The organism is Flocculibacter collagenilyticus, from assembly GCF_016469335.1.
Taxonomy (GTDB): Bacteria; Pseudomonadota; Gammaproteobacteria; order Enterobacterales; family Alteromonadaceae; genus Flocculibacter; species Flocculibacter collagenilyticus.
In genome coordinates this window covers 2335455-2353758 of sequence record NZ_CP059888.1, presented here as the reverse complement: position 1 = coordinate 2353758, position 18304 = coordinate 2335455, and the positions used below count along the sequence as shown (strand labels likewise).

General features: G+C 38.4%; 19 protein-coding genes. 9 read left to right on the top strand and 10 right to left on the bottom strand.

Annotated features, from left to right (window positions below):
* Positions 1 to 112 precede the first annotated feature (112 nt).
* Genes HUU81_RS10405 through HUU81_RS10390 form a run of 4 tightly spaced genes read left to right on the top strand, consistent with a single transcriptional unit; the run spans position 113 to position 5295 of the window.
* On the top strand, positions 113 to 889 hold the full coding sequence (locus HUU81_RS10405; RefSeq protein ID WP_199608892.1) for a TetR/AcrR family transcriptional regulator: 777 nt from the start codon (positions 113 to 115) through the stop codon (positions 887 to 889).
* A gap of 59 nt (positions 890 to 948) precedes the next feature.
* The gene (locus HUU81_RS10400) at positions 949 to 3291 is read left to right on the top strand and encodes an efflux RND transporter permease subunit (RefSeq protein WP_199608891.1); all 2343 of its coding nucleotides are present in this window, start codon (positions 949 to 951) and stop codon (positions 3289 to 3291) included.
* Entirely contained in the window at positions 3275 to 4075 is an 801-nt protein-coding gene (locus HUU81_RS10395) for an outer membrane lipoprotein-sorting protein (protein WP_199612026.1), read from the top strand. Before HUU81_RS10400 ends, HUU81_RS10395 begins: the two co-directional genes overlap by 17 nt.
* Positions 4072 to 5295: a hypothetical protein gene (locus HUU81_RS10390; RefSeq protein ID WP_199608890.1), complete on the top strand. Its 1224-nt coding sequence runs from the start codon at positions 4072 to 4074 to the stop codon at positions 5293 to 5295. Before HUU81_RS10395 ends, HUU81_RS10390 begins: the two co-directional genes overlap by 4 nt.
* Positions 5296 to 5426: 131 nt before the next feature.
* Here the strand turns inward: HUU81_RS10390 and HUU81_RS10385 are convergent, their stop codons facing one another.
* The 6 genes from HUU81_RS10385 to HUU81_RS10360 form a co-directional block, all read right to left on the bottom strand.
* Positions 5427 to 6023: a DNA-3-methyladenine glycosylase I gene (locus HUU81_RS10385; protein ID WP_199608889.1), complete on the bottom strand. Its 597-nt coding sequence runs from the start codon at positions 6021 to 6023 to the stop codon at positions 5427 to 5429.
* Positions 6024 to 6077: 54 nt separating this feature from the next.
* On the bottom strand, positions 6078 to 6512 hold the full coding sequence (locus HUU81_RS10380; RefSeq protein WP_233520478.1) for a DUF2069 domain-containing protein: 435 nt from the start codon (positions 6510 to 6512) through the stop codon (positions 6078 to 6080).
* A 40-nt stretch (positions 6513 to 6552) separates the two neighbouring features.
* Complete coding sequence (gene wrbA, locus HUU81_RS10375) at positions 6553 to 7158, bottom strand: NAD(P)H:quinone oxidoreductase (protein WP_199608888.1); 606 nt, start codon at positions 7156 to 7158, stop codon at positions 6553 to 6555.
* A 1-nt stretch (position 7159) separates the two neighbouring features.
* Positions 7160 to 7507 carry an arsenate reductase (glutaredoxin) gene (gene arsC / locus HUU81_RS10370; protein WP_199608887.1) on the bottom strand — a complete coding sequence of 116 codons (348 nt, stop codon included), beginning with the start codon at positions 7505 to 7507 and terminating at the stop codon, positions 7160 to 7162.
* Positions 7508 to 7593: 86 nt separating this feature from the next.
* On the bottom strand, positions 7594 to 9042 hold the full coding sequence (gene bepA, locus HUU81_RS10365) for a beta-barrel assembly-enhancing protease (RefSeq protein WP_199608886.1): 1449 nt from the start codon (positions 9040 to 9042) through the stop codon (positions 7594 to 7596).
* Between the two features lie 3 nt (positions 9043 to 9045).
* Positions 9046 to 9708, bottom strand: coding sequence for a hypothetical protein (locus HUU81_RS10360; RefSeq protein WP_199608885.1), 663 nt, complete (start codon positions 9706 to 9708; stop codon positions 9046 to 9048).
* Between the two features lie 355 nt (positions 9709 to 10063).
* Between HUU81_RS10360 and HUU81_RS10355 the strand changes: the two genes are divergently transcribed.
* Together HUU81_RS10355 and HUU81_RS10350 are read left to right on the top strand one after the other, a co-directional pair.
* Positions 10064 to 10315: a sulfurtransferase TusA family protein gene (locus tag HUU81_RS10355; protein WP_199608884.1), complete on the top strand. Its 252-nt coding sequence runs from the start codon at positions 10064 to 10066 to the stop codon at positions 10313 to 10315.
* Positions 10287 to 11375, top strand: a complete 1089-nt coding sequence (locus HUU81_RS10350) for an AI-2E family transporter (protein WP_199608883.1) — start codon at positions 10287 to 10289, stop codon at positions 11373 to 11375. Before HUU81_RS10355 ends, HUU81_RS10350 begins: the two co-directional genes overlap by 29 nt.
* A 72-nt stretch (positions 11376 to 11447) precedes the next feature.
* On the opposite strand, the gene bcp is transcribed toward HUU81_RS10350, so the two are convergent.
* Positions 11448 to 11921 (bottom strand): thioredoxin-dependent thiol peroxidase, encoded by a 474-nt coding sequence (bcp, locus tag HUU81_RS10345; RefSeq protein ID WP_199608882.1) that lies wholly within the window; start codon positions 11919 to 11921, stop codon positions 11448 to 11450.
* A 103-nt stretch (positions 11922 to 12024) separates the two neighbouring features.
* Entirely contained in the window at positions 12025 to 12561 is a 537-nt protein-coding gene (locus HUU81_RS10340; RefSeq protein ID WP_199608881.1) for a glycine cleavage system protein R, read from the bottom strand.
* Between the two features lie 312 nt (positions 12562 to 12873).
* Between HUU81_RS10340 and dapA the strand changes: the two genes are divergently transcribed.
* From dapA to HUU81_RS10325, 3 genes are all read left to right on the top strand, one after another.
* Positions 12874 to 13752 (top strand): 4-hydroxy-tetrahydrodipicolinate synthase, encoded by an 879-nt coding sequence (gene dapA / locus HUU81_RS10335; RefSeq protein ID WP_199608880.1) that lies wholly within the window; start codon positions 12874 to 12876, stop codon positions 13750 to 13752.
* Between the two features lie 15 nt (positions 13753 to 13767).
* Positions 13768 to 14853, top strand: a complete 1086-nt coding sequence (bamC, locus tag HUU81_RS10330; protein WP_199608879.1) for an outer membrane protein assembly factor BamC — start codon at positions 13768 to 13770, stop codon at positions 14851 to 14853.
* 269 nt (positions 14854 to 15122) lie between these two features.
* Complete coding sequence (locus tag HUU81_RS10325) at positions 15123 to 15332, top strand: cold-shock protein (protein ID WP_199608878.1); 210 nt, start codon at positions 15123 to 15125, stop codon at positions 15330 to 15332.
* A 102-nt stretch (positions 15333 to 15434) separates the two neighbouring features.
* Here HUU81_RS10325 and HUU81_RS10320 read toward each other — a convergent pair whose 3' ends face one another.
* Together HUU81_RS10320 and asnB are read right to left on the bottom strand one after the other, a co-directional pair.
* On the bottom strand, positions 15435 to 15851 hold the full coding sequence (locus HUU81_RS10320) for a ribonuclease E inhibitor RraB (RefSeq protein ID WP_199608877.1): 417 nt from the start codon (positions 15849 to 15851) through the stop codon (positions 15435 to 15437).
* A 176-nt stretch (positions 15852 to 16027) separates the two neighbouring features.
* Positions 16028 to 17695, bottom strand: coding sequence for an asparagine synthase B (asnB, locus tag HUU81_RS10315; protein WP_199608876.1), 1668 nt, complete (start codon positions 17693 to 17695; stop codon positions 16028 to 16030).
* Positions 17696 to 18304: the final 609 nt, after the last annotated feature.

The window sequence follows — 18304 nt, the reverse complement described above, 5'->3', positions numbered from 1 at the left end:
TTTTAATAACTAAAATGACGAAGCGTCAAACTTTGACGATTAGTCATATTTTGATTAGTAGCCATAAGTAGGCAATAATGTGGCAAGTGTTTAGATTGATGAAACAAGTGGAATGAACTTCTGTAAGCGAGAAAAAAACCAAGACGAAAAATGTCTGATAGGAAAGTTAACAAGCAAACGTCAACAGACGATTGCTGATCGTGAACAGGAATTGCTCAAAATTGCTGAAGCTGTTATGGAACGCGAAGGGTTTGCTGGTTTAACAATGGATAAACTTGTTGCAGCATGCGATTACTCAAAAGGTACGGTTTACAATCACTTTAATAGCAAAGAAGATTTGCTGTGTGCACTGTGCATCAAAGGTTTGAAGCTTTCTTTGCAGTTATGCAAAAAAACATTGGCATTTGAAGGTAGTAGTCGTGAGCGCAGTTTAGCGGTTCATTATGCTTATCGGCTGCACAGTATTACTCATCCAACGCTGTTTTTTTGCATTCTTACTGCAAAAACACCTGCGGTTCGTGAAAAAGCGAGTGAACATCATTTAAAGCAGCAAGAGTTACTTGAGAAAGAAATGGCGCAGTTTTGCGAAGGTAGCTTTAAAGAAGCCGTTGAAAAGAAAGAGCTAAATATTTCTATGGGAATGGGCTTTAACAGCTATAATTTTGCTAATTGGGCAATGTCTTTTGGTAGTAATGCACTATTAATGGTGGCGAATGAAACTGAAACGCTTCGCACGTTAGATCATGATATGGCTATATTACATAACCTAAGTTTGTTGATGGATGGTATGGGATGGCGTCCTTTATCAAGCGAATGGGACTATTTGAATACTTGGCAACGTATTAAAGACGAAGTATTCGCAGAAGAGGTTGCAGCACTAAGTAGGTAGTTAGTGCTGTAAAAATTTTAACTTAAAATGACGATTCGTCATTAATGTGGGATGGAATCATGAAAAGGTTCTGGTTAGATGCAATTTTGCTTCGACCTTGGGTAACGTTGTTGCTTGGGATTATCTTCATCATGGCTGCCGGGTACGGTGGTGGTCAGCTGTATTTCCGCGGAGATTATAAAATATTTTTTGGGGAAGAAAATCCGCAGCTAATGGCATTTGAGCAAATGCAGCGCATATTTAATAAAAATGAAAATGCTAGCATTGTTATTGAACAAAAGTCTGGCAATATTTTTAATAAAGAAACCCTAACCATGATTAAAGAGATGACAGATGACGCATGGCAAACGCCACATTCATCGCGAGTCGATTCAATCGCAAATTATCAACACACATGGGCAGAAGACGACGACTTAATTGTTGAAGACTTAATTCTTGAGTCAGAGATGTTGGATGATGAAAGTATTGAGAGGGTAAAAGCGGTAGCGTTATCTGAGCCTAACCTTCTTCATAGAATGGTGTCAGAAAAAGGCCATGTGGCAGTCATCAATGTGACTGTACAATTACCTGATGCTGGTACTGCAGATGGTGCAGAAGATGCAACCAAAGCAGTAACGGATATTTCGGCTTACTTAACAGAGTTAACTGATGGTTACGCAGAAAAATATCCAGGCCATGCGTTTTATCATACCGGTATTGTCTTTATGAATAACTCCTTTGCCACCGAAGCAAAGAAGGATTCATCAACACTCGTTCCACTAATGTTTCTTGCCATTATTGTTATTTTGTGGATATTGCTACGTTCATTTACGGGAACACTATCAACCGTTATCGTCATCATCGGTACTATTGTTTCTACCATGGGAATATCAGGTTGGATGGGATATTTCCTAAGTACTGCAACGGTTAACGTACCAACCATGGTGATGACACTTGCAGTGGCAGACTGTGTGCATGTCATTTCTTCAATGCTTTATGCGCTGCGCCAAGGTAAATCCAAAGATGAAGCATTACGTTACAGTATGCAGCTAAATTTAATGCCTATCTTTATTACCAGTGCGACTACATCTATTGGCTTTTTAACCTTAAATTTTGCCAATGTACCAGTACTTGCCGATTTAGGTAATTTAACGGCTCTGGGTGTTATGCTCGCCTTTGTGTTTTCAGTTACCTTACTGCCTGCGCTATTAAAAGTATTACCAATGCGCACAAAAACACGCGTGCAAACTAAAGCAGATAACTTTGAACGCTTTGGTAATTGGGTAATTAATAATCACAAACGCTTATTGCCTATTTCAATTGTAGTGATGGTGATCACAATTAGTTTTACCTTCAATAATCAGATCAACGATATTGCGACAGAGTACTTTGATGAAAGTACAGCGTTTAGGCAGTCAACCGACTTCCAGCAGAATAACATCAGTGGTATGTCTACGGTTGATTTTGCATTGTATAGTGGTGATGCGTCTGGTCTAAATCGCCCTGCATTCTTAAAGACAGTTGACGGCTTTAGCGAATGGTTACGTACGCAACCTGAAGTAGACCACGTGAGCACCATCAGTGATACATTTAAACGATTAAATAAAAATATGCACGGTGATGATCAGACATATCATCGGTTACCTCAAGAGCAAGAATTGGCGGCGCAGTATTTACTACTGTACGAAATGTCGTTGCCTTATGGTTTAGATTTAAATAACCAGATTAATATTGATAAGTCAGCAACACGCTTAACAGTAACAATGCAGAATCAAGGAAGTAAAGAGTTTACAGAATTTGAACGCAGAGCTTTCAAGTGGTTTGAAGATAATGCACCAAGTATAAAAATGACTGCAGCAAGTCCAAATTTGATGTTTGCTCATATTGGTGAAGCAAATATGTCAAGCATGCTGAAAGGAACGTTATTCGCGCTTGTATTGATCTCTGGGCTATTAGTTTTTGCACTCCGTTCTTGGCGAATGGGAGCCATTAGCTTAATTCCAAATTTACTACCTGCTGGTATCGGCTTTGGTATCTGGGGCATTTACTCGGGGCAGATAAATATGGGCTTGTCGGTTGTATTAAGCATGGCGCTTGGGATTATTGTGGATGATACGGTTCACTTTTTAAGTAAGTATCGTTACGCTCGAGTTGAAGGTAAAACAGCTGAAGAAGGCATTAGGTATGCATTTGCAAGCGTAGGGCGCGCACTTTGGATTACTACATTAGTCCTTACCGTTGGTTTTATGATATTAGCCATGTCTGCATTTAAGCTAAACTCAGATATGGGGCTGTTAACAGCAATAATTATAGTGGCAGCACTGGTAGTTGATTTTCTATTTTTACCAGCGTTCTTAATGCTATTAGATAAAAAACAAAGTAAGCAGAGGAAAAAGAATGAAGTTTATGAAAGCGTTGCCTAGTGCTGCATTAATGGGTGCAATGGCACTGAGCACAATTACTATAGCTTTACCCAGTTATGCAGAAACCGCAGAAGAAAAGGGCTTAGCGATTGCAAAAGAGCGTAAAGCTCGAGACATTGGCTGGGGAGATTCAATTGCTGAATCTGAAATGATTCTACGTAATGCACAAGGTGACGAAACAGTACGAAAAATGCGTATTAAGTCGCTTGAAGTTGCAAATGACGGTGATAAAGCGCTGACAATATTCGACCAGCCCAGAGATGTAAAAGGAACGGCATTTTTAAGCTTTTCACACGCCTTAGAGCCTGACGAGCAATGGATGTATTTACCCGCATTAAAGCGTGTTAAGCGTATTTCTTCTCGCAATAAATCAGGCCCTTTTATGGGAAGTGAATTTGCTTTTGAAGATTTAAGCTCATTTGAAGTTGAGAAATATACCTATAAATATTTAAGAGACGAAAAAATTAACGGATTGGACACGTATGTGGTTGAAAGCGATCCTGTTGATAAATATTCAGGTTACAGCAAGATAGTTTCATGGATTGGAAAAGACCACTATCGTGCACAACGCATTGAATTTTACGATAGAAAAAATACGCTATTAAAAACGTTATCTTTTGATGATTACCAGCTTTATCTTGATAAGTATTGGCGTCCATTGAAAATGACTATGACCAATAATCAGAGTGGAAAAAGCACGGTTTATCTAACTAAAAACCTTCAGTTTAAAACGGGTTTAGACGATAAAGACTTTAATAAAGCGACGTTGAAGCGAGCAAAATGATCAAGTATACAGCTATAGCCTCGGCTGTGCTGTCAGCAACGGCATTTTCTGCCGTTGCCGATACTCAGTTTAATGGGCAAATTTCTACTGAATACCGTTATTTCTTACATGAAGGATTGTATCCGCAACAGTCTCAGAATCATGGATCAGTTGTGTTTGAACCAGAAATTTATCACAGCTGGAATAACGAAAATGACAGCATCACGTTTAAACCATTTTATCGCTGGGATGAACAGGATGATGAGCGTAGTCATGGTGATATAAGGGAGTTAATGTGGCTACATGTTGGTGAAGGTTGGGAGCTGCGCACCGGTATCGGTGCTGTGTTTTGGGGGCAAACCGAATCACAACACTTGGTGGATATTATCAATCAAACAGACGCAGTTGAAGCGATAGATGGTGAGGACAAATTAGGTCAGCCAATGATTAATCTTACCCTTGTTAAAGATTGGGGACTGCTAGATTTATTCATTTTACCTGGCTTCAGAGAGCGCACCTTTAGTGGCATGGAAGGGCGTTTTCGTATGCCTTATCCTGTTCAGCAAGATGATCCCATTTATGAGTCTGGTGCCGAACAAGAACATATCGATTTTGCGGCACGTTGGAGTCACTCTATTGGTGATTGGGAAGTGGGTCTTTCTTATTTTAACGGTACTGCTCGTGAACCGGAACTTTTGCTTCAAACTGTCAATAATGAGTTGGTTTTCACCCCTTATTATGCGCAAATGCAGCAGACAGGCGTTGACTTACTGTCGGTAGTTGATTCGTGGTTGTTTAAGTTTGAAGGTATTTATCGCGATGTTAACACTAGCTTGGTTGGCAATACCTTAACGGGTGGTGATAATTACTTTGCCATGACTGGAGGGTTTGAATACACCCGTGTTGGTGTGTTTGACAGTATTATTGATATTGGCTGGTTAATGGAATATCAGTATGACGAGCGAGGTGATAATGCGACTACAACGGGTCAAAACGATATCATGCTAGGCGCACGCTTTGTGTTTAACGACGCAGAAGGTACAGAAGTGTTAGTCGGATTTGTGCAAGATCTAGACTACAGTGACAGCCAGTCACTTTTCGTTGAAGCGTCAAGTAGAATTAGTGATAATTGGAAGTGGCGTGCAGACGCGTGGATACTATCACCTTCAAGCCCTAAAGAAGTATCTTATATGGTACGACAAGACGATTATGTGCAACTTAGTTTAGAGTTTTATTTTTAAATCGCTATCAAATAAAAAGTTAGTTGAATACTTTCATTATTCAGCTAACTTTTTACCTCTTATCTACCTTTCAATTTCTTCTATAAACAATGTTGGATTCAACCCATGTTTATTCGCTTGGTAAGAGTTAGCTATTTTGCTAGTGCCTTAACTTCTTCGTGTCGAAAGCAGCTTATCGAATGGTCATTTACCATGCCCATTGCTTGCATATGCGCGTACACGGTTGTAGACCCTAAGAACTTAAAGCCACGCTTCTTTAAGTCTTTCGCAAGAGCGTCAGAAATTTCGATTTTAGCTGGAAAATCTTCTAACGCATCAAAGGTAGTGACAATGGGTTTGTGTTCAACGAAGCCCCAAATATAGTTGCTAAATGATCCAAACTCTTTTTGAACCTCTAGAAAGCATGCTGCGTTATTGATGGCTGCTTCAATCTTTTTTCTATTTCTAACAATCCCTGCATCTTGCAAAAGTAACTCAACTTTATCTTGGTCAAAAGTTTTAACAATGTTTGGATCAAAATTAGCAAAGGCTTTGCGGTAGCCATCGCGTTTTTTAAGTATGGTGTACCAACTCAGCCCAGCTTGAGCAGACTCAAGCGTTAAAAACTCAAAAATCTTATTATCATCATAAATAGGCACGCCCCATTCTTCGTCGTGATACGCAACATAATCGGGCTTGCTGGTATCTAACCATGGGCATCGGCAAGTTGATGAAGCGTTATCTGACATAATGATCTTCCTAAGTGATAAGTGCGAAAATGAGATACTGTTAATCTTGCTAGGTTATTTTTGATCTTTTAATTTAGGTAACTTTAAACCTAATTCTCGACCTCTGTAACGTGCATAATAGGTGGCGCCAATAAACATACAGGTCGCAAAGAATATTTCGATAATATAAAGGTGGCGTTCTTCTGGTGATAACCAAATACCAGTTAAACCATGCATAAAGTAAATCATTACCACGAAGTTTGCCCACGCATAGGTGTATGGATTTCCCTTAATTAGGCCTTTTAATGGGAAAAATAATGGTAACCAGAACATGGCCAAAGACAGTGTTAGGCTAATATCTTTTGTCGGAAATAAATAGATATACCATAGAGGAATAAGTATAAATAAACCTATATAGCCTACTGCTGTTAATAATTGCAGCTTTTTTGTAATTGGGTGCATTGGCACATTGCGCATAGTTTGTAGTATTTCTGGTGATGTGTGTTGCATAATTTCTTGAAATATTCTCGATAAAAGTAATGTTGCGTAGTTACACTACGGATAATTTTTGCGCGATAGTAGCAATACGTTCACCTTGAGCTTTACATAAGCTATGTTCTTCTGGTGAAAGTGACGTTGAATTGCTTAGTCCAGATACATGGCTTGCACCATAAGGTGTACCACCACTATTGGTTGAGCTAAGTGCAGGCTCTGAATAGGGTAAACCAAGTAGCACCATACCGTGATGAATCAACGGTAAGCTTAGCGTGAGCAAAGTGACCTCATTGCCACCATGCATACTAGATGATGAAGTAAAAACACTGGCGGGTTTATCAATTAATTGCCCTTTGAGCCACTCAGTAGACGTTGTCTCCCAAAAAGCTTTCATTGGCGCGGCCATGGTGCCAAAACGTGACGGTGTACCCAAAACAATTCCGTGGCATTCATCAAGGTCTTGTTTAGTTACGTACAGGTGACCAAAGTCATTCTGTTGTTCGGAATAAACCGCACTGCTTGAAGATGACTGATTGAGTGACGGGACTGCTCTAATGTGTGCTGCTGAACCTGTAGACTCAACGCCTAATGCAATCGCATCTGCCATATTGGCAATAGAGCCCGTTCTTGAATAATAAAGTACCAGTATTTTTGTGGTCATTTTATAGTATTTCTAGCACTTGCTCAGGTGGACGTCCTAATTTTGCCTTATCGCCATTAACAACAATAGGGCGCTCAATTAGCTTAGGGTTATTGTGCATGGCGTTAATAAGCTGTGCTTCTGTTACGCTGTCATCGCCAAGATTCAGCGCTTTATATATATCTTCCTTGGTGCGCATTGCTTGACGTGCCGTTAACCCAAGTTTGGTTAATAGGGCTTTTATTTCTTCTTCACTTGGTGGTGTATCAAGATACTTGATAATTTCTGGAGTGATATTTTTATCTTCAAGCAGTTGTAATGTTTGACGACTTTTTGAACAACGAGGGTTGTGATAAATCTTAATAGTCATAGTGCGCTCTATATAGATAATTATTTTTTAAATAGGTTATTTAAAATGTTTGGCGTATTTTAAGTAAAATTTGTCGACTTAGAAAGCTATTGCCGCTTTAATTCGTTAAGCCGATGTCGCATTTGCTTAATGGTTGCTTCAATGCGTTTTATTTCTAACTCATCTTTTTTCTCATTAAGATAATTCAGCGCTATATTCAGCTGAGCAATTGCGTCTGGGTAGGCCGAGACCAATGCCAGTACATTCGCTTTGTATTCATGGTATTTTGCAAGATCTTTTGTTTCCGCATAGGTATCAGCTAATAAGCTGGTCGCGAGAAAGTGATCGGGAAAACGAATTAAAAAATACTTCAATAAACGGGCCGATAATTCTGGTTTGCCTGCTTTTAACGCCGCGCTTGCATAGTTTAATGTGATCACTTGGTTGTTCGGACGTAACTGGTATTCAGCTTCTAGCCTAGCGAGTACTTCATCATACTTTTTTTGTTGTACTAAAATATCGGTATATGTGTCTAAGAAAAATAAGTTTTTTGGGCTTTTCTCTAAGAGTTTTCTGATGATTTTCTCGGCATCTTCATTCTTTTTGGCATCTGAAAGGGCTAAGGCTAATCCGTAATAATTAACGATGTTTTCTGATGTGTTTAATTGTTGCTTAAAGTGCCTAACAGCATCGTCTGCAGACATTCCATAACGAACTAAGACTCGTGCTTTGGCAAAACCAAAGTTGGCACTTGAAGCGAAATCTTTTTTACCAAATTGCTCAGCCCTTAAACGGCTGTCTGATAAACGAGAGTCGGGTAATGGATGCGTTAACAAAAATGCAGGAGGTTTAGATACATGACGGAACTTATTTGCCATTTTAGACATAAACGAAGGTGTAGCATGAGGATCATAACCAGACTGATAAAGAATTTGCATACCAATTCGGTCGGCTTCTTTTTCATTTGAGCGAGTGAAATTAATGGATGCTTGCTGGCCTCCCGCCTGAGAAGCAGAAATAGCCGCAATACCAGCCTGAGGGTTAACTGCGGCAAGTAAAATACCGCCAATCATGCCAGCAAGTGTTAATGGCGTATTATTATTTCGGGCTTCAATACTTCGCGCTAAGTGACGTTGTGTAACGTGAGCAATTTCATGCCCTAATACTGAAGCTAATTCACTTTCAGTTTCGGTTAATTCGATTAAGCCGGTATGTATGCCAATGTGGCCGCCAAAGAATGCAAATGCATTAACAGAGCCGTCATTGACAATAAAAAATGTGAAAGGGAAGTTGACGCCATCCGAATGAGCAACTAATCGATTCCCTAATTCATTGATGTATTCAGTTAACACAGGATCATGTGTAATCGGTAATTGCGCGCGTGCTTGGCGCATAAAAAGCTTACCAAGGTTTTTTTCTTTTTCGATGGTTAGGGCGCTTACGCCACTTGCGCCTAAGTCGGGTAATTCTGTTCCGGCAGACTGTGCATTAACGAATGGTGCTTGAGAAAAAAAGGTAATACAGGCTGCAAGTGCTAAATATGTTATTTTTTTCATAGACTACTTATCTTTATTAGAAGTTTGCTGGCTACCTTGAAGTGTTGATAGTAACGCTTCATCATCATTTGCGAACTGTTGCTCTCTAAGTTGATACATTTTGTCTATTGTGACCCCAGTTACCTCTACAACGTTCACTTTATTTTTGAGGAAGTTAATAATGTCGTCTACCATTTTTTGCGCATACTGAATAAGAGCAAGGTCCGCATCGTCTCCACATTTAAAGTAGTAATCGATAAATTTATGTAATTGATTAACGCGGATAATCAGCTTCATGGAGTAGGGTTCCCAAACAGAGAACTCCATTAGGCGGTTATTTTTTACGTATTGGTCAATTTTTTTGTCTTTTGCGTATGGGTAGGCATACATTTCAAAGCCGCGTTCAGTAAAGGTTTGTTCAAGCGCAATGCGAGGTGGCGTTTCACAAACAATGTTGCCTTGATTATTAATGTGTCCGCCAAGTTTATTTATATTCCAATTGCGTTTATCCAGTATGCGTTTCACGGCATTATCAAATCCGTGTGTAAACAGTCCTTCAGATTCCGCAACAGACGATGCAACCATGTGGTAAAAGGGCGGTAGCTCACCCCATGTAATTTGTTTTTTATACCAATTAATATCTTTTAACTTGGGATCGGCGGGTAAAGACGCTCGATTGCTACTCATAAAATACATTTACCTATTCAATACGGTTCTAGCTAAAATATAACATCTTTGACTGAGGCGTGTTGATCTTTTCGGACTGTTTTTGCAGTGATTTATTAGCGAATGTGAGCATCACGTTTTATATATTTGCGCAATAACAGCATCGTGTATGTTAAACATTTACGCCAATAATGAAAATGACTTAAAAAGTTTAGAAACAATGAGATGCGGACATGAGATGTTAAATAGCTTACAATTGTTTGCCAACTAATCATTGTCACTGGATTAGGGCATGCCTTTTTAGCGTTGTGGCACATGATTACTTTTGAAAATAAATGTAATCGAATTTAACAATTAGTTTCGAATAATTAGTTATATGCAAGTAGAATTAGATGGAACCACTTTGTCTTGTCCGTTGCTATTTGTGAAGTTTAAGCAGTTAGTTAACAAAGCAAATATCGACGATACGATATTAATTAAACTGAACGACGAAGTAAGCATGCGTGACATTTTGCGCTATGCGAACAAAAATAGTTGGCAAACTGAGTCAATGAAGACCGAAAGGTATTGGCAATTAAAAATAATAGTAGGAAGCATTAATGATACACCTTCTGAAAAATTGGTATAAAGAAAAATTTTCAGACCCACATGCAGTAACACTTTTTTTTGTTATTTTAATTGTTGGATTGAGCTTTTATTTTGTAGGTGAATTAATAGTGCCTGTGCTGGTGGCTATTTCTATTGCATTTTTGCTTGAATGGCCAGTTTCAAAAGTAGCCAAATTAGGTGTTTCCAGAAGTATTGCCACGTGTTCAGTATTAGCCATATTTATAGGCGTGTTATCGACCGTAACAGTTGCGTTTTTACCATTAGTTTGGAATCAAGGTACTAACTTTTTAAAAGAAGCGCCGAAGATGCTCGAACAAGGTAAAGATTTCTTAAAATCATTACCTGAACAGTTTCCTAATTTAATTACAACCGAACAAGTGTACAGCTTGTTAGATACCCTTGATAATAGAATATTGACGTTCGGTGAAACAATTTTACAAGCTTCATTTGCTTCTCTAATTGATATTGTAGCGCTCGCGATTTATTTGGTGTTAGTGCCATTATTAGTGTTTTTTATGCTTAAAGATAAAGAAGACTTAGTGCACGGGTTTACTGGACTGCTGCCAAGAGACAGAATTTTAATTACTCAAGTTTGGCATGAAATGAACGAGCAAATCATCAACTATATTCGTGGGAAGGTGATAGAGATACTGATTATTGGTGTAACCACTTATGTTGTGTTTATATTATTTGACTTGCGATATGCAGCCTTGTTAGGTGTCCTAGTCGGTTTGTCGGTACTCATTCCTTATATTGGTGCTGCATTGGTTACCATTCCTGTTGCGATGGTGGCATTGTTTCAATTTGGTCTGTCGGCTGAATTCGGATATATCATGTTGGCCTACGGAATAATTCAGGCATTAGATGGAAACTTATTAGTGCCTATCTTATTTTCAGAAGCTGTAAACCTACATCCAGTGTACATTATTGTTGCGGTGCTGTTTTTTGGCGGCCTTTGGGGATTCTGGGGCGTGTTCTTTGCCATTCCATTAGCCTCGTTAGTTAAGGCAATACTTAACGCTTGGTCGAATAGAAGTCGTATTAACGAGCTGGAAGATGCGGCGGTAGTGAATAAGTAAATGCAAAATAAAACAGCTGGCAAGCCAGCTGTTTTATTAACTGAGTCATATTATGTTTAGTTGTAGTTGGAATTATGCATTCTCTTTTAAATAGTCAAGCACAACATCATGATGGTTTTTCGTTTTGAATTTATTAAATACATGCTTAATTTTGCCATCTTGGCCCACTAAAAAGCTTAAGCGATGAATACCATCGTATTCTTTACCCATAAACTTTTTTAAACCCCATACACCAAATTCATCTGCAACAGCGTGATCTTCATCTGACAACAAATCAAAGTTTAACTCATCTCTTTCAGTAAACTTTGTTAAGCGTTTCACCGCGTCAGGACTAATGCCGACAGCAATCGTGTTTAATTCAGACAGTTCTTTTTTAAAGTCTCTTAAATTTTGAGCTTGAACCGTACAACCTGGTGTCATCGCTTTTGGATAAAAGTACACTAATACTTGATGATTATTTATTAAGTCACTTAGGTTTACTAATTCGTCATTCTGATTTTTTAATGAAAATAAAGGTGCATTGTCACCGGCTTGAAGTGTATTCATCTCATTCCTCTTATTTTTGCACTTGTGCATCGTCAATCATACTTGGTGCATATTTCGCTATTAAAATGCCTGAGCGTAACTAAACCATTTTAATAGCAAAAAATTAAAGTGATGTAATTTTACCTGCAACGTTTAACGAATCGCATAATGCATCAAATTCATCTTCAATCGTTGATTGAGCGATATCTTCTTGTGAGTTAATTTCAATATTCGTAGTAGAAAAGCTTTCGTTTTCTGAAATGGTGTTTTGCGTATTTGACTTTAACGCCATGATGTTAATGCTATTCTCCGCAAGAAAAGCAGTTACCGCGCTCAATGTGCCAGGCTTGTCTTTTCCAGAAAACTCTATTTCATAACGAAACCCACTTTTAACCATTAACTGGCTAGAAGTACGCTTAGTTACAGTAAGTAATTCAAGTTCTACTCCTAGTGCGGGTATCATACTTTCAAGTCGACTGACTGCCGACATATCACCTGCCACAAACATAATTAGGGTAAACTCTGCCCCAAAAATTGCCATTCTGCTATCTAAAATGTTACAGCTGCATTCACTTACTAAAGAAGTAAGTTGGTTTACTATTCCTGAGCGGTCTGTTCCTACCGCAGTAATAACGAGTTGTTGATTTGTTTGAATTATCATTAGCTCAACGTAAGTTTAAAACATAAATAAAGCATTCGATTGTAGCACATCATGTTTAAAAATCACGCGGTTCAAAAGGCTAATAATTAACTGAAAAAAATAGTTAAAAGCGCTGTAAATATAATGATTTTGAATGTTTTTAACTTGTAATTTTTAATGGCGATTAGAGTGGTTTGTGTAAAAATGCCGCCAATATAACCTTCGACATCAGATGAATTGCATTTATTTGCTTTTCTTGTTTTTAAATAGTGCAGGCAGTAGTATGATCCGCCATAAAATTTAGGCAGTTCCTAATATTGAACGAGGTTCGGATTGTTTACAGGCAGCATAGTAGCATTAATTACTCCCATGAATGAGCATGGTCAAATTGACTATGAAACATTGAAGTCTCTTGTAGACTGGCATCTTGAATGTGGTACTAATGCTATTGTGGCAATGGGAACAACCGCGGAGTCGTGTACGCTAACGCAGTCAGAGCATATTAGTGTAGTAAAAACGATAGCTGAGCAGGTGGCGGGTAAAGTGCCTGTTATTGCGGGTAATGGCTTAAATAGCACCCAGCAAAGTATTGAGTTAACTCAAGCGTTAGATCAATTACCAATTGATGGCTTTTTAACGGTAACGCCTTATTACAATAAACCCACTCAAAAAGGGTTACAATTACATTTCGAAGCGATTGCAAATAGCACTGTAAAACCCATTCTTCTGTATAATGTGCCGGGAAGAACGGCATGTGATTTATTACCTGAAACAGTGGCTGCACTTTCACATATTGATAATATTGTTGGAATTAAAGAAGCAACGGGTGACAAGTCACGAGTAAGCCAGTTACAGTCATTAATAAATACACCTTTTACATTATTAAGCGGTGACGACGAAACAGCACTTGAATTCACAAAGTTAGGTGGACACGGTGTTATATCGGTTACTGCCAATGTAATGCCAGCAGAAATGGCAGCTATTTATCAATCTGCTTTAAACGGTGACTTTAGCCAAGCTGAAGCGTTAAATGAAAAACTAGAACGATTACACAACGCTTTATTTATTGAACCAAATCCAGTGCCTGTTAAATGGGCACTAAAAAAATTGAACAGAATCCCCAGCGATCAAGTGAGATTACCGTTACTCAAAATGGAATCTTCTCATCAAACTATTGTCATAGAGGCAATGGAATCTGCTCAAGTCATATAATAACAGGAGAATTTTGTGCAGCAGTACTTAAAAATCAGTGTGTTAGTAACCACATTAAGTGTACTTTATGGATGTAGCATCTTTACAACGCATGATGATGAATACGCATACACCAAGGCAGAAACAAGAGAAGGTATTAAAACTCCAGAAGGATTAGATTCGCCGATTATTCGTGAAGAGTACCAGTTACCAAAAAATCAATTTGAAGGTGAAATAGGCGAGTCGCTTGAGCTTTTAACTCCAGTTCAAATTATTCCAGTAGCAGAAGCCTCTCGTGTAGATGAAGGCGAAACTGCAGCAAAAGTTTGGATTGATAAGAAAAAAGAAATTAAAAACCTACAGAGCTTCATTTGGAATACGTTACATGAGTATTTAGAAGCTGAAAATATTGGTGTTGATAGAATACTAGAAGATCAAAAATCGCTAATTTCTGGCTGGGTATTAAAACAGGAAGAGTCAGGCTACTGGTTATGGAAGTCGCTTGACACTTCTGAAGGCAAACGCTTCGAATTTACCGTTGAGATGCTTCCACATGGTAGAACGGGTTCTGTTACCGCTAAACTACATGAGTACTTAGTGAATGATGGCGACGATTTAACCGCTGATGTGTCTGCAATTGCGCAAAAACGCGCGGAAGCAAATGCACTTAATAGCTTCTTAATTTATTTTGATTACAAATATAGAAAGCTGCAAAGTGAAGCCGCTGCTGATGGTAGCCGCGTTACATTAAATTTAGGTTTTGATAAAGACGGAAATGCCGCTTATATCTCTAAGTACAACGAAGCATCGGTATGGTCTCAAGTATTACCCGTTATTGAAGAGTTAGGCTTTACCGTTACAGACCTTAACGTTTCAAAACGTGTTTATTATGTAGACTACGAAGAACCTGAAGAGAGCTTCTGGGATAATTTGTGGGAAGACCGCGAAGATATAACGTTAAAGTTATTGCCTGCAAAATATATTATTAAGGTTGCAGCAATAGATGACGGCACTAGCATCACTATATTTGATGAAAATGAAAAGCCAGTTAATGAGCAAGTACTTGTTGATGGACATAATGCCTTTATTAAAGTCATTCGCGACCTAAATTTGGAATTATAATAAATACATAAACATAGCTAGATGGCTATATTTGCTAAGGGCTGGGAGAAGAAGTAAAGCGTTGTAATCTTTACTTCTTCTTGTTCAAAATAGTGCTTGCATAAGTTATTTATCCTCATATAATAACTTTATCAAGAGTCAGCACTGCTTTATATTTTCGCTATACGATTTACCTGCTGTGTTATTCGTTTTGGTTTTATAAATTGGCTGCGGTTCTTGAAGAAGGTTCAAAAAGAACAGATATATTTGTAATGTTATAGGAATGCACAATGTCTAACACAGTAAGCGGTACAGTTAAGTGGTTTAACGACGAAAAAGGTTTTGGTTTCATCGAGCAAGAAAACGGCCCTGACGTTTTCGTTCATTTCCGCGCTATTAACGGTACTGGTCGTAAGTCTTTAAAAGATGGTCAAAGCGTATCTTTTGAAGTGACTCAAGGTCAAAAAGGCCCTCAAGCTGAGAACGTAACTCCGCTATAAGCTAAAATTTATAATAAAAAAAAGCATTCTTATGAATGCTTTTTTTATGCCTGTGATTTAGTCACCTTAGTGATTCGATTACACTAACGGCATGATAAATCGTTAATGTGCTTCATCGTCTAAATCTAAATTGTCTTCGTATTCGTGTTCATCATCAAAGTCATCTTCGTCGTCTTGTAATACACCCCATCCATCAAGATAGCCGCGATTAGCTTCTACTAATTTTCGATATTCTTTTTCAAACTCTACAATAGACTCGTAACTTACACGCATAACTTTGGATATTTGTAATTCAATACCCTCGCTTTTTTCTTCGCCTTGAGTATAAGGGCGCGTTTCAATTTTTAAGTAGGGTTCGCCAGCTTCAAGTCGTTTCAAGAAAATTTGGGCAACTTTGTCTGCATCTTTCTCATTATGAAATACTGAAAAGAAATCAACTAAGTGATCGTCATCAAAGTTGAAATTGCTATCAGCCATTTCTTGTAATACTTCACCATTCTGATCTTGTGGAAAGTTCATACGCTTCTTACGTTAATAAAATGAATGTGCTGTATGATACCGAACCACTTTGCTGATTTGTAGTGTATTTTTAACTTATAAGGTGTGGCAATTGATTGAAGCTATGAGGTGATATAAAAAATGTGAAAGGGTGATTGTTGTTCAATCACCCATATCACTCATGAATAGTTGGTTAATTACTCGTAACTGCTTTCATGAATATCAAGCACAGCACGCCCAGAAGGGTCGATCACGCTGTTTAACTTTTCATCCCAAGCTAGCGCTTCAGGTGTGCTACACGCAACAGATTTCCCCCCAGGAACACAATGAGCTGCTGCTGTAGTAGGGAAGTGCTCTTCAAAAAGCTGACGGTAATAATATGCTTCCTTGGTTTGAGGAGTATTATGGGGAAATTTAAACTGTGCGGATGCTAGCATTTGATCACTAACTTCTTGTTCGGCAAGTTCGACTAAGTTGTCAATCCAGCTGTAACCGACACCATCTGAAAATTGCTCTTTTTGACGCCATAACACTTCGTCAGGAATGTAGCCATCAAATGCCTCACGTAAAATAGCTTTCTCAGGCTTACCATTACCACACATTTTGGCTTCGGGGTTGATGCTCATCGCTGTATCTAGGAATGCTTTATCTAAAAAGGGGACTCTTGCTTCAACGCCCCACGCAGACATCGACTTATTTGCACGTAAGCAATCAAACATATGCAAGCGATTTAATTTCCGCAACGTTTCTTCATGAAACTCCTTTGCATTAGGTGCTTTATGAAAATACAGATATCCGCCAAAAATCTCATCAGCGCCTTCACCGGATAAAACCATTTTTATGCCCATCGCTTTAATATGTCGAGCCATAAGGTACATAGGGGTTGATGCTCTAATGGTCGTTACATCATAAGTTTCAAGGTAATAAATAACATCTTTGATGGCATCTATTCCTTCTTGAACGGTGTAATGCACCTCATGATGAATAGTGCCAATGTCTTCGGCTACTTTTTTAGCATTAATTAAGTCGGGTGAGCCTGCTAAACCGACAGCAAAGGAGTGCAGTTGTGGCCACCAAGCTTTGCTCTGATCTTCGTCTTCCACTCTTTTGGCTGAAAACTTTTGGGCAATAGCTGAAATTACTGAGGAATCTAATCCTCCAGAAAGTAAAACACCATAAGGCACATCTGACATAAGATGACTTTTCACGGCTTTTTCTAACGCGTCTTTTATCAACTTTGGTGATGCAGGGTTTTGTTTTACATTTTCGTAATCCATCCAGTCTCTTTGATAATAAGCGACTATTTCTCCTACTTCACTGTCAAGATAATGGCCAGGTGGGAATTCTTGGATTTGTGTACACACTGGCGTCAATGCTTTCATTTCTGAGGCAACATAGGTGTTACCATGCTCATCATGACCATAGTAAAGCGGTATAATTCCGATGTGATCGCGTGCAACTAAATATTTATCTTTTTCCGCATCATACAGAACAAAGGCAAACATACCGTGTAGTCTATCAATGAATTTTGCTCCTTCTTGCTCGTATAGTGGCAAAATAACTTCACAGTCAGACGCTGTTTTAAATTGATAGTCGGTAGTCAGTGCTTGTTCTAAATTTTTATGATTATAAATTTCACCATTTACGGCTAATACATGATTTCGATTATTATTAATTAGTGGTTGAGCTCCGTTATTTATGTCAACGATCGCCAAGCGCTCATGAACAAGGATAGCCTTGTCATTATTCCACACACCAGACCAATCAGGGCCTCGATGTCTAAGTTTTTTGGAGAGCTCGAGCGCTTGCTTTCTAAGCGCTTTGACATCTGACTTGATGTCAAGAATTGCGAAAATTGAACACATGGTAATTTTAATCCTATTTTTGTTTTATTAATTCGAAATCACGTTCGAAATAACCTGTTGGCGACACGTTATTTCAACAAAGCGATATAAAGTAATAATCAGTCCAGTGAGGCGTTACGCACTAGATTGTGAGTAATTACTCTATTTCTGCTATTGAATCTGCCATGATTGAATAAAATTGCAAGTAAAATTTTGTGTTGATAAGCATTTGATGTGCTTTCGTTGATGCAGACTATAAATATTAAGGTTTTTTGCTTGCTGGCCGATAAATGATATGAGTAAGTCCCGAACGTAAAAAGGCTCCATAGTTATGGAGCCTTTTATTTTTTCATGAAACGAGGAATGTAATATACATGTGCTTGCTGTCCCTGACACTACTGCATATACAGGCTAATGGTGAAAAGAATGCACTTTTCTTAATTCAAAGATTGTTTCCTAACCTTATTATTATGCCTTTTTGCGCACAATAACCTCAAAGCCACATTCAGTATAAAAAATACACAGGCATGAAGCAAAATTAAATTGGAATACTTATATTACTTTTTGTGCGGATAAATAATAAGCCGTTAACTCAACATGTTAACGGCTTAGATAGGTATAAACTGAGAT

Excerpts from the sequence above, each read along its gene's own strand:
- HUU81_RS10405 (WP_199608892.1), top strand. The coding sequence starts at position 113 with ATGAACTTCTGTAAGCGAGAAAAAAACCAAGACGAAAAATGTCTGATA.
- HUU81_RS10400 (WP_199608891.1), top strand. The coding sequence starts at position 949 with ATGAAAAGGTTCTGGTTAGATGCAATTTTGCTTCGACCTTGGGTAACG.
- HUU81_RS10395 (WP_199612026.1), top strand. The coding sequence starts at position 3,275 with ATGAAAGCGTTGCCTAGTGCTGCATTAATGGGTGCAATGGCACTGAGC.
- HUU81_RS10390 (WP_199608890.1), top strand. The coding sequence starts at position 4,072 with ATGATCAAGTATACAGCTATAGCCTCGGCTGTGCTGTCAGCAACGGCA.
- HUU81_RS10385 (WP_199608889.1), bottom strand. The coding sequence starts at position 6,023 with ATGTCAGATAACGCTTCATCAACTTGCCGATGCCCATGGTTAGATACC.
- HUU81_RS10380 (WP_233520478.1), bottom strand. The coding sequence starts at position 6,512 with ATGCAACACACATCACCAGAAATACTACAAACTATGCGCAATGTGCCA.
- wrbA (WP_199608888.1), bottom strand. The coding sequence starts at position 7,158 with ATGACCACAAAAATACTGGTACTTTATTATTCAAGAACGGGCTCTATT.
- arsC (WP_199608887.1), bottom strand. The coding sequence starts at position 7,507 with ATGACTATTAAGATTTATCACAACCCTCGTTGTTCAAAAAGTCGTCAA.
- bepA (WP_199608886.1), bottom strand. The coding sequence starts at position 9,042 with ATGAAAAAAATAACATATTTAGCACTTGCAGCCTGTATTACCTTTTTT.
- HUU81_RS10360 (WP_199608885.1), bottom strand. The coding sequence starts at position 9,708 with ATGAGTAGCAATCGAGCGTCTTTACCCGCCGATCCCAAGTTAAAAGAT.
- HUU81_RS10355 (WP_199608884.1), top strand. The coding sequence starts at position 10,064 with ATGCAAGTAGAATTAGATGGAACCACTTTGTCTTGTCCGTTGCTATTT.
- HUU81_RS10350 (WP_199608883.1), top strand. The coding sequence starts at position 10,287 with ATGATACACCTTCTGAAAAATTGGTATAAAGAAAAATTTTCAGACCCA.
- bcp (WP_199608882.1), bottom strand. The coding sequence starts at position 11,921 with ATGAATACACTTCAAGCCGGTGACAATGCACCTTTATTTTCATTAAAA.
- HUU81_RS10340 (WP_199608881.1), bottom strand. The coding sequence starts at position 12,561 with ATGATAATTCAAACAAATCAACAACTCGTTATTACTGCGGTAGGAACA.
- HUU81_RS10325 (WP_199608878.1), top strand. The coding sequence starts at position 15,123 with ATGTCTAACACAGTAAGCGGTACAGTTAAGTGGTTTAACGACGAAAAA.
- HUU81_RS10320 (WP_199608877.1), bottom strand. The coding sequence starts at position 15,851 with ATGAACTTTCCACAAGATCAGAATGGTGAAGTATTACAAGAAATGGCT.
- asnB (WP_199608876.1), bottom strand. The coding sequence starts at position 17,695 with ATGTGTTCAATTTTCGCAATTCTTGACATCAAGTCAGATGTCAAAGCG.